This window comes from Actinotalea sp., from assembly GCF_041597215.1.
Taxonomy (GTDB): domain Bacteria; phylum Actinomycetota; class Actinomycetes; order Actinomycetales; family Cellulomonadaceae; genus Actinotalea.
The window spans coordinates 1-8,455 of the sequence record NZ_JBFHHB010000144.1 but is presented as its reverse complement, the minus strand read 5'-3'; the positions used below and the strand labels follow the sequence as shown (position 1 = coordinate 8,455).

Here is an 8,455-nt window from a genome sequence, read left to right as displayed (position 1 = left end):
GGACGCGGATCCGGACGAGCCCGTCGAGCAGGAGGAGCAGGGCGCGGTCGCCACGACCGTCCTGACGACAGGTGCCGGAGAGGCGCTGCGCGCACCGACGCCGACCGGGGTCCCGCGCGGTGAGCAGCCCATGCTCGACGGTGACGTGATCTACACGCTCCCGCCGGAGGAGGTCCTTGCCAAGGGCATGCCGCACAAGGTTCGCTCGGCCGCGAACGATCGTGTCGTGGAGGCCCTGACGACGGTGCTCGAGCAGTTCGACGTCGACGCTCAGGTCACCGGCTTCAGCCGCGGCCCGACGGTCACCCGCTACGAGCTCGAGCTGGGCCCCGGCGTCAAGGTCGAGCGCGTCACGGCGCTGAGCCGGAACATCTCCTACGCCGTGGCCAGCGCGGACGTCCGCATCCTCTCGCCGATCCCCGGCAAGTCGGCGATCGGCGTGGAGATCCCGAACACGGACCGCGAGACGGTCTCCCTCGGCGACGTGCTGCGTTCGTCGGTGGCCCGCCGGAGCGAGCACCCCATGGTCATCGGGGTCGGCAAGGACGTCGAGGGCGGCTACGTCGTGGCCAACCTCGCGAAGATGCCGCACCTGCTCGTCGCAGGCGCGACCGGCGCGGGGAAGTCGAGCTTCGTCAACTCGATGATCACCTCGCTGCTCATGAGAGCGACCCCTGACGAGGTCAGGATGGTGCTCGTCGACCCCAAGCGTGTCGAGCTCACGGTCTACGAGGGGATCCCGCACCTCATCACCCCGATCATCACCAGCCCGAAGAAGGCCGCAGAGGCCCTCGAGTGGGTCGTGCGGGAGATGGAGCAGCGCTACGACGACCTCGCGATGTTCGGCTACAAGCACATCGACGACTTCAACGCCGGGGTGCGCGCGGGCAAGGTCACCCCGCTGCCCGGCAGCGAGCGCAAGATCGCCCCGTACCCGTACCTCCTGGTCATCGTCGACGAGCTCGCGGACCTGATGATGGTCGCGCCCCGTGACGTCGAGGCCTCGATCCAGCGGATCACCCAGCTGGCCCGCGCCGCGGGGATCCACCTCGTCCTGGCCACCCAGCGCCCGAGCGTCGACGTCGTCACCGGCCTGATCAAGGCGAACGTCCCCTCGCGACTGGCCTTCGCCACCTCGTCGCTCACCGACTCCCGGGTGGTCCTCGACCAGCCGGGCGCCGAGAAGCTCATCGGCCAGGGCGACGCGCTCTTCCTGCCGATGGGCGCTCCCAAGCCGATGCGGGTCCAGGGCGCGTGGGTCACCGAGGCGGAGATCCACGCTGTGGTCGCGCACGTCAAGACCCAGCTGCAGCCGACGTACCGGAGCGACATCCTCGCGCCCGCCGCCCGCAAGCAGGTCGACGACGACATCGGCGACGACCTCGACCTCCTCCTCCAGGCCGCAGAGCTCGTCGTCACGACGCAGTTCGGCTCGACCTCCATGCTCCAGCGCAAGCTCAGGGTCGGTTTCGCGAAGGCCGGACGTCTCATGGATCTGCTCGAGTCACGTGAGATCGTGGGACCCTCGGAGGGGTCCAAGGCTCGTGACGTCCTCGTCCAGCCCGATGATCTCCCCGCGACGTTGGCGATCCTGCGCGGCACACCCGGTCAGGACGATGACGAGGACGAGGGGGACTGGGAATCGACGCCCTGACGATCGCGGCTCTCGGGGGAGCCGCGGTGGCAGCGAGCAGTGCCGCTGCCCTCGGATCCGCGCGCGCCCGACTGGTGCGCCGCACCGCTGCGGACCGTACGCAGCTCTCCTCCGCGAAGGCACGCCTCGCGGGACTCCTGGCCACCTCGCGGGACGGCGTCATCCTCCACGACCGGTCAGGGGTCGTGCTCGACGTGAACGACGCCGCCCTCGATCTCCTCGACTCCGCGCGCTCGGCGCTGATCGGCACCCAGGTCGGCGCGCTCCCCGTCCGGTGGATCGGTGAGGACGGTCGGCCGGTGGCACCTGCCGCGATCTTCGCCCCTGCCCGGGCGGACGGCTCAGCCGCGCCCCACGCGGTGGGAGTGAGCCAACCGGCCACCGGGGCCGTGCGGTGGGTCCAGGCACGCACGACCGGCCTGACCGGGACCGACGGTGACGTCGAGATGCTCACGGTCCTCGCCGACACGACAGGGACCCGGGAGGCGGCCGCCGCACTCGCCCGCTCGGAGATGCAGTTCCGCCTCGCGATGGAGAACGCGCCGATCGGCATGGTCCTGGCGGACCGGCAGTGGCGCCTCATCGAGGTCAACGCAGCCTTCGGCACCATGCTCGGGGTCGAGCCTTCCGTCCTGCTCGGCCGCGACCTGTCGACGGTCGGACACCCGGGCGAGCGCGCGGCCGAGCGCGCACACGTCCAGCAGGTGCTGGCGGGGGTCGGTGACCGGTTCACGCTCGAACGTCGCTACCAGCGATCGGACGGGCAGACGATCTGGGCGGTGCTCGACGCGGTGCTCGTGCGGGCGTCGGACGGCGAGCCCGATGTCTTCGTCGTGCAGATCCGCGACAGCACCGAGGCCCGCATGCAGTCCGAGATCCTCGCCCACCGGGCCGCGCACGACCCGCTCACGGGCCTCGCGAACCGAGCGGTGCTGACCGAGGCCCTGCAGGCCGCGCTCGCCGAGCCGGACGCCGCGGGCCGCTGCGCCGTGCTCGTCGTGGACCTCGACGAGTTCAAGGAGATCAACGACCGCTTCGGTCACCCGGCAGGGGACGAGGTCCTGATCCACGTCGCCGGGGTGCTGCGCGCGGCGTCCGGGGGTCGGGGACTCCCGGCGAGGCTCGGTGGTGACGAGTTCGTCGTCCTCGTGCAGGACAACGACGCCGCCCGTGCCTCCTTCGAGATCGCCGCGGCGATCCACTACGGACTGGCGAACCCGGTCAGGACGCAGCGCCGGCGCTTCCCGGTCAGGACGAGCATCGGGGTCGCCGTCGTCGACGACGCGTTGCGTGCCATGGGGTCGATGGGGGTGCTCGCGGCAGCGGACGCGGCGTTGTACCGCGCGAAGGCGAGCGGACGCGGGCGCTCGGAGGTCTACCAGTCGGACATGGACCTGGCGGGGATGACCAGGCACGGCGCCCAGGCCGAGCTCGCCTCGGCGATCCAGGACGGGCAGCTCGTCCTGCACTACCAGCCGATCGTGGACCTGCGCACGGCCCGGGTGGTCGGTCACGAGGCGCTCGTCAGGTGGCAGCATCCCGAGCGCGGGCTGCTCCTTCCCGGCTCCTTCCTCGGGACGGCGTCGGAGGGCGGTCTGGCCGTCGAGCTCGGGACGGCCGTCGTCCGGATGGCCGTCGAGCACCTCGTCAGGACGAGCAGCTCCGGTCAGTGGGTGTCGGTCAACGTCGCAGCGGAGCAGCTCGGCGGTGGAGAGCTCGTCGGCGCGCTGGCCCGGGATCTGCAGCGGTCGGGACTGCCGGCCGGTCGGCTCGTGGTCGAGCTGACCGAGACGAGCCTTGACGTGTCCCCGGAGGTGCGCCGCGATCTCGGCGAGCTCTACGCGACGCGGGTCCCTGTCCTCATCGACGCCTTCGGGACGGGCGTGCCCCCGCTGTCCTACCTGCGGGACCTGCCCGTGAGCGGGATCAAGCTGGACATGGGCTTCACCGCGGGCATCCCCGAGGACCCGGCGTCGGCGAGGGTCGGCCGTGGTCTGGCGGCGATGGCGACGGAGATGGGTCTGCTGTCGATCGCGGAGGGCGTCGAGAACGAGGCCCAGGCCACGTTCCTGCGCGACGCCGGCTGGCGGTACGGCCAGGGCTGGTACTTCGGTGCCGCGCGGTCGGCCGACGACGCCGCCGGGTGAGCGGTACGGCCCTCACCGCCCCTGGTCCTGCGCGGCTCAGCCCGTGGGGAGGCGTGCGATCGTCGGTGCCGGACCGCTCGGCGTCGGGGGGATGGTGGCCTGCGGTGCCTCGGTGCCGACGACCTCGGTGACCCGGGCCAGGCGTGCGGCGATCTCGCTCGCGCTCAGGCTGCCGACGCCGGCGCCTGCGGCCGCGAGCGCGCTCAGCGGCTGCACGGTGTGGCCGTCGTCCAGGTCCATCGTGACGGCGGTCCAGGCGACGTCGGTCACCCGCGCCGGCCCGTCCACCTCCTGGCGGATCGAGGCCTGGAAGACCAGGCCCGAGTCGGACCTCGCCGTGCAGCAGTGCGCGCCCTGGTTGCTGAGGAAGTTGCCCAGCCCGTAGGCCACCCACATCCCCTCCCCGCGGGGCCCGCCCTCGAGGTGGGCGACGGGCTGCGGGACGTGCGCGTGGTGACCGATGAGCAGGTCGACCTGCCCGGAGGTCGCCAGGGCTTGGGCGATCTCCACCTGGCGCTCCGTGGGCTCTGCGGTGTACTCCACGCAGCAGTGCACCGAGGCGACGACGAGGTCAGCGCCCGCCTCACGTGCGGCGGTGGCCTGCCGGACGATCTCGTCGGTGTCGATGAGGTCCACGCTCCACAGGCGGTCTGCCGGGACCGTGAGGCCGTTGAGGCCGTAGGTCGCCGCGATGTGCGCGACCCGGACGGTGCGCCCGTATCGGGTCAGGTCGTAGACCTGGGTGGTGGTGCTCTCCTCCTCGGTCCGCGCGGTGCCCGCATGGCCCAGCCCGGCGGCGTCGAGGGCGTCGAGGGTGGCGGCGAGGCCCTCCTGCCCGCGGTCGACGCTGTGGTTCGACGCCGTCGAGCAACCGTCCCAACCGACGGCCGCAAGCGAGGCGGCCAGCTGGACCGGGGCTCCGAACATGGGGTAGCCCGACGGGGCGGTGCCCTCGGGTGCGATCGGGACCTCGAGGTGGCACAGGGCCAGGTCGGCCCCGCCGATCCAGTCCTGGACGGGCGTCATCTCCGGCACGAAGTCGTACCCGCCGTCGGCGGTCCTGGCATCGGAGTTCACCGAGGCGTGCGTCAGGACGTCGCCCGCAGCCACGAGGGTGAGCTCGATGTCCGGCTCCGGGGTGGGCGTCGGCGTGGGCGTCGGTGTGGGAGACGGGGAGGGCGAGGCGCTCGCGCTCGCCCCGGCGTGAGCGTCGGCGACGCCTCCGGTCGGCCACCAGCCGGCCGCCGCGGCCCCGGATGCGCCGGAGAGGACGACGACGACCGCGAGCGCAGCGGATCGCCATCGTCCGGGGGTGCGCGGGAGAGCGCTCGCATGGCGGGTCACGACTTCCGAGTCTACGTGGCCCCTAGGGTGGGGGGATGGCGACGACCAAGCCGGTGTGGAACCTGGCCAACGCGGTGACGATGGCTCGCGTCCTGATGGTCCCGGTGGTGCTCGTGGTGCTCGTCGTCGGGGAGAGCGACCTCTCCCGCTGGGTCGCGGCCGGGCTCTTCACCCTCGCCGCGGCGACGGACAAGCTCGACGGCTACCTGGCGCGTCGGCTCGGTCAGGTGACCGACTGGGGCAAGCTCCTGGACCCCATCGCGGACAAGGCGTTGATCGGCGGCTCCCTGATCACCCTTTCGGCGCTGGGCGAGATCCCGTGGTGGATCACCGTCGTGGTCCTGGCCCGCGAGCTGGGGATCACCGTGATGCGGCTCGCGGTCCTCAAGTACGTCGTCATCGCGGCCTCACCGGGCGGGAAGCTCAAGACGGTCCTGCAGTCCGTCGGGATCGGGATCTTCCTCCTGCCGCTGGACAGCCTGCCCGGCGTGGTCACGGTCCTGGCCTGGATCGTCCTGATCGCGGCCGTGGTGGTCACCGTCGTCACGGGGATCGACTACCTGCGCCGTGGTCTCGCCCTGCGCGGTTCCACCGCGTGACCGCCGCCGGTCCCTCCGGTGCCGGGAGCGGCGAGGCCCTCGCCGGGGAGCTCGTCGCGACGCTGACCCGTCAGGGCCGCACGCTCGCGGTCGCCGAGTCGTTGACCGGGGGCGCGCTCTGCGCAGCTCTCGTCTCGGTACCCGGGGCCTCGGCCTGCGTCCGGGGTGGCGTCGTCGCCTACGCCACCGACCTCAAGGAGTCCCTGCTCGGCGTCCCCGCCGCTCTGCTCGGATCGGTCGGTGCCGTGCATCCCGACACGGCGCGTGCGATGGCGTCGGGCGCGCGCTCGCGGCTCGGCGCGGACCTCGGGGTGGCGACGACCGGGGTCGCCGGGCCGGACCCGCAGGACGGGCGACCCGTGGGCGAGGTCCACATCGCCCTGTGCGACGAGCGGGGCTGCGAGGTCGTCACGCTGCACGAGTCGCCCTCCAGCGCTCGGGCCGCCGTTCGCGAGGCAGCGGTGCTCGCTGCGCTCGCCCTTCTCGTCCGGCGTTCGGCCGCCGCCGCTGCGCCGGGAGAGTGAGGGGCAGCGTCCACGGGGCGGACGGTTGCCGGATCGTGACCGGACCGCAGCCGCCGTCGGTCCCGGCGCGTCGTCGCAGGTCAGCGTCGTTTCGTCGGAGGGCGGGAACATCGGGCGATGGCACTGCGTTGGAACGGCGTGACACGAACTGGTCGGGAACCACGGATCGGGCACGACGCTGTCCGGCCTGCGGGGTACGGTAGGTCAACTTCAGCGGGGGCGAGGCCGGCATCGGCCCGTCCCCTGGCACCGGGAGCGAAGGGAGGTCGTCCGATGGTCGTCCTGCGACGTGAGATCGGCGATGTGCTCCGCGACGCCCGCCAGCGCCAGGGCCGCACCCTGCGTGAGGTGTCCTCGGCTGCGCGTGTCTCGCTGGGGTACCTGAGCGAGGTCGAGCGCGGTCAGAAGGAGGCCTCGTCCGAGCTCCTCGCCTCGATCTGCGAGGCATTGAGCGTCCCGCTGTCGATCGTGCTGCGCGAGGTCAGCGACCGGGTCGCCACGGCAGAGGGACTCTCGATCCCGGACACCGTCCCCGCCGAGCTGGAGCGTTCGCTCGCTCGCGGCACGGGCGGATGGTCGCCGCGCGGCGAGCTCGTCCGCGCCGGCTGACAGCCGGGGCACCAGAACACCGGCCGCTCGTAGCCGGCCGGCCCGGCGCTCCCGACCTGCACCACGGTCCCGCACCGCACGCAGGGTCGTCCTGCGCGCGCGTGGACCCGGTGCGCGGGCGGTTCGCCCGTCCCGACGGACCTGAGCATGAGCTCGCGGGCCGTCATGAGCAGCGACGCCGCGTCCACGACCGCGCCGGCGGGGGTCCACGGATGGATCCGACGGGTGAACAGCGACTCCGCCATCCAGATCGTGCCGAGGCCCGCCTGGTTGCGCTGGTCGAGGAGCGCGGCGGCGATCGGCTCCGTCGACGTCGCGAGGTGGGCCACCGCACGGGCCAGCCCCTGGGAGGGGAACGCCTCTGCCAGGACGTCGGGCCCGAGGTGCCCCACGAGCGCGTGCTCCTCTGCGGTCGGCACGAGGTCCAGCATGCCGAGCCGCTCGCCGAGCGCCGTGCGGGTGGCCGTCCCGAGCAGCGCCCGGACCCACGGTGAGCGACCGGTGGCCCGAGGGCCGAGGATCGACCATCGTCCCTCCATCCGCAGGTGCGTGTGCAGGGTCATCCCGTCGTCGAGACGGGTGAGCAGGTGCTTTCCGTAGGTCGCCGTGCCGAGGACTGTTCGTCCCCTCAGGTCGGCGCCGGCGACGGTCGGCCAGCGCAGCTCTGCGCGCACCAGGACGGCACCGGCCAGCGCCCGGTCCAGGGACCGGGCCGTGCGCAGGACGCTGTCGCCCTCCGGCATCAGCGGGCCGTCCGCAATCCGCTCGGCGTCACGGCGAACCCGGCCTCGACCAGGGCTGCCCCTGCTGCGGTCGCGAGCGTGCCGCGGTCGAGGAGCTCTGCACCGTCGAGCCGCTGCAGGGTCAGGCGGCCGGCCGTCCCGAGCCGGCTCACCCGCGCCACGGTGGTCGCAGCGGCCCGGAGCGCAGCCGACTGCTCGGTGAAGCTGAGCACGGTGCGCCCGCCGCGCTCGACGTAGAGCACGAGCCTGCCCTCGACCAGCACGACGAGGGCTCCGGCGGTGCGCCCTGGCCGGTGCCCCGAGCCGTGCGCGGGCCAGGCCAGTGCGGCCCCGTAGGGGTTGGCGGGGTCGGTCGCCGCCAGGACGACGGTCGAGACCTCGACGTCCTTGTCGGCCGGCTGCCCGGCCTCTTCGCCGGCGTCGGGCGACCTCCCCTGGGGTCCGCAGTCGCGCAGGAGGTCGACCGCTCCGGGCAGGGCGAACTGCGAGCCGCCCAGGTGCTCCACGAAGTACCCCCGGCGCACGGAACCGGCCTCCTCGAGACCGGCGAGCACCCGGTAGACGGGCCCGAACTGGCCGCTGATGCCCTCCGTGCGGGCCACGGCTCTGGTGAGCACCCCGTGCCGGTCGAGGAGCTGTGCCGCCCGGGCGTGCGCCCGCAACGTCGGGTCCTGCTCCCTCAGCGGCAGCAGGGACCACCGTCCCGCCCCGTCCGGACGGTCCGGGCGTGTCACGGAGGCCGGTCTGCGGCCGGCTGCTGCGGGCCGCAGGCCGAGGCCGTGCCGCATCGGCCGCCCCCTGGGCGCGGACCGCGCGACGGGGTGGGCCGTCCCGG

General features: G+C 73.2%; 7 protein-coding genes and 1 pseudogene. 5 read left to right on the top strand and 3 right to left on the bottom strand.

The genetic code is table 11. The features are described from left to right. On the top strand, positions 1-1,654 hold a 1,654-nt coding region (locus tag ABWK99_RS10795), incomplete at its 5' end, for a DNA translocase FtsK (RefSeq protein WP_372594709.1). Positions 1,655-1,680: 26 nt separating this feature from the next. Continuing rightward, positions 1,681-3,801, top strand: a complete 2,121-nt coding sequence (locus ABWK99_RS10790) for a putative bifunctional diguanylate cyclase/phosphodiesterase (protein ID WP_372594708.1) — start codon at positions 1,681-1,683, stop codon at positions 3,799-3,801. A gap of 36 nt (positions 3,802-3,837) precedes the next feature. Here the strand turns inward: ABWK99_RS10790 and ABWK99_RS10785 are convergent, their stop codons facing one another. Then, the gene (locus ABWK99_RS10785; protein WP_372594707.1) at positions 3,838-5,145 is read right to left on the bottom strand and encodes a CapA family protein; all 1,308 of its coding nucleotides are present in this window, start codon (positions 5,143-5,145) and stop codon (positions 3,838-3,840) included. 35 nt (positions 5,146-5,180) lie between these two features. On the opposite strand from ABWK99_RS10785, the gene pgsA reads away from it, so the two are divergent. The 3 genes from pgsA to ABWK99_RS10770 all read left to right on the top strand — a co-directional run bounded on the left by pgsA (position 5,181) and on the right by ABWK99_RS10770 (position 6,877). Next, positions 5,181-5,744 (top strand): CDP-diacylglycerol--glycerol-3-phosphate 3-phosphatidyltransferase, encoded by a 564-nt coding sequence (gene pgsA, locus ABWK99_RS10780; protein WP_372594706.1) that lies wholly within the window; start codon positions 5,181-5,183, stop codon positions 5,742-5,744. Then, positions 5,741-6,268, top strand: a complete 528-nt coding sequence (locus tag ABWK99_RS10775) for a CinA family protein (RefSeq protein ID WP_372594705.1) — start codon at positions 5,741-5,743, stop codon at positions 6,266-6,268. Before pgsA ends, ABWK99_RS10775 begins: the two co-directional genes overlap by 4 nt. Before the next feature lie 273 nt (positions 6,269-6,541). Further along, positions 6,542-6,877: a helix-turn-helix domain-containing protein gene (locus tag ABWK99_RS10770; RefSeq protein WP_372594704.1), complete on the top strand. Its 336-nt coding sequence runs from the start codon at positions 6,542-6,544 to the stop codon at positions 6,875-6,877. Between the two features lie 158 nt (positions 6,878-7,035). Here the strand turns inward: ABWK99_RS10770 and ABWK99_RS10765 are convergent. Next, positions 7,036-7,620: pseudogene (locus ABWK99_RS10765) on the bottom strand (DNA-formamidopyrimidine glycosylase family protein); the annotation flags it as partial. Further along, the gene (locus ABWK99_RS10760) at positions 7,620-8,354 is read right to left on the bottom strand and encodes a hypothetical protein (protein WP_372594703.1); all 735 of its coding nucleotides are present in this window, start codon (positions 8,352-8,354) and stop codon (positions 7,620-7,622) included. The gene ABWK99_RS10760 and the pseudogene ABWK99_RS10765, both read right to left, overlap by 1 nt. Positions 8,355-8,455 lie beyond the last annotated feature (101 nt).